The sequence below is a fragment of the Treponema sp. R6D11 genome (assembly GCF_054786075.1).
The window spans coordinates 1-1,238 of sequence record NZ_BDHD01000370.1 but is presented as its reverse complement, the minus strand read 5'-3'; the positions used below and the strand labels follow the sequence as shown (position 1 = coordinate 1,238).

Sequence of the window (1,238 nt, the reverse complement as noted above, 5' to 3'; positions counted from 1 at the left end):
ATAAAAGAGCAAGTAGTAGGATATGTATGATGCAATGGCAGAACATCAATAAAAACGTCTCCTACACGAGGTTCCAAAATACGAACCGCAGCGCTTGCATTGGCGATAATATTTTTGTGGGAAAGTGTAACGCCCTTTGCAAAACCTGTAGTCCCCGAAGTAAAAACAATAGAACAAGGATCGCTGGGCGCTATACTATCCTTGGGAGGAATCGCGCGAGTGTCGGCGTTAACGCCGAACATATCGTATTCGGTTTTTTGATTCATTTGGGTTTAACATTATTCATGGTTACGGCATGAGCGAGAACTCTCCGCTTATCTCAGTAAATACCCCTCATCATAAACGTAATGAATCGGTAGGGCTTCCCGTAAGCTACACGGAAGTTAAAATTGTTGATCCGGGATCGGACGGTATTGGCGAGATTGCGTGTAAGTCGCCTTCTATAATGCTGGGTTATTTTGAAAACGATGAAGCGACAAAAGAAATTATTACTAAAGACGGCTGGCTTTTAACAGGCGACCTTGGTTGTATAGATGAAGACGGATTTATCTATATTCGGGGACGGAAGAAAAATCTTATTGTCGGCTCCGGCGGAAAAAATGTATACCCCGAAGAAGTTGAAGCCCACTTTGCCGGTTCGCGTTAAATTGCCGAAATACTTATCGTTGGCAAAAAAACGCCCGCCGGTGAAATTATTTACGCTGTTATAGTTCCCAATTATGAATTAATAAAAGAAGATTATCCCGGCATGGAAAGCAACGATGACTATGTTTTTAATCTAATAAGAAAAGAAATAGATGAAGTAAACCGATCTTTGCCGGTTTTTAAAAAGGTCAGCGATTTTTGTATACGGAAAGAGCCATTTGAAAAAAACGCTCAACAAAAAATAAGGCGTTTCTTGTACAAGAGTTATGAGTCAGACTAAAGCTCAGATCGGTTTGTTATTACTTTGCTGATTAATCCATATTTTACAGCTTCTGTAGCGTTCATCCAATAATCGCGGTCTGTGTCCTTTTCAACTTGACTTACGGAGTTGCCTGTTTCTTCCGCTATTAAGCGATTTATTTTCTCTCGCAGTTTTTCAAGTTCTTTTGCGTGGATTTCAATGTCAGTGGCGACGCCTCGTATTCCTGAAAGCGGTTGGTGGATAAGGTAGTGGCTGTTCGGCAACCCCACACGCCGTTCCTTCGGAGCGGCAAGTTGAATAATTGCCGCGGCGCTTGCGACAAGCCCCATGC

The 1,238-nt window shown here is 42.4% G+C and carries 3 protein-coding genes; 1 reads left to right on the top strand and 2 read right to left on the bottom strand.

The features are described from left to right. Positions 1-266: AMP-binding protein (locus tag ACYVTD_RS13205; protein WP_461248201.1), on the bottom strand; the 266-nt coding region annotated here is incomplete at its 3' end. Between the two features lie 29 nt (positions 267-295). On the opposite strand from ACYVTD_RS13205, the gene ACYVTD_RS13200 reads away from it, so the two are divergent. Beyond that, positions 296-646 (top strand): AMP-binding protein, encoded by a 351-nt coding sequence (locus tag ACYVTD_RS13200; RefSeq protein ID WP_461248200.1) that lies wholly within the window; start codon positions 296-298, stop codon positions 644-646. Between the two features lie 275 nt (positions 647-921). Here ACYVTD_RS13200 and ACYVTD_RS13195 read toward each other — a convergent pair. After that, on the bottom strand, positions 922-1,238 hold a 317-nt coding region (locus ACYVTD_RS13195; RefSeq protein WP_461248199.1), incomplete at its 5' end, for an ATP-dependent Clp protease proteolytic subunit.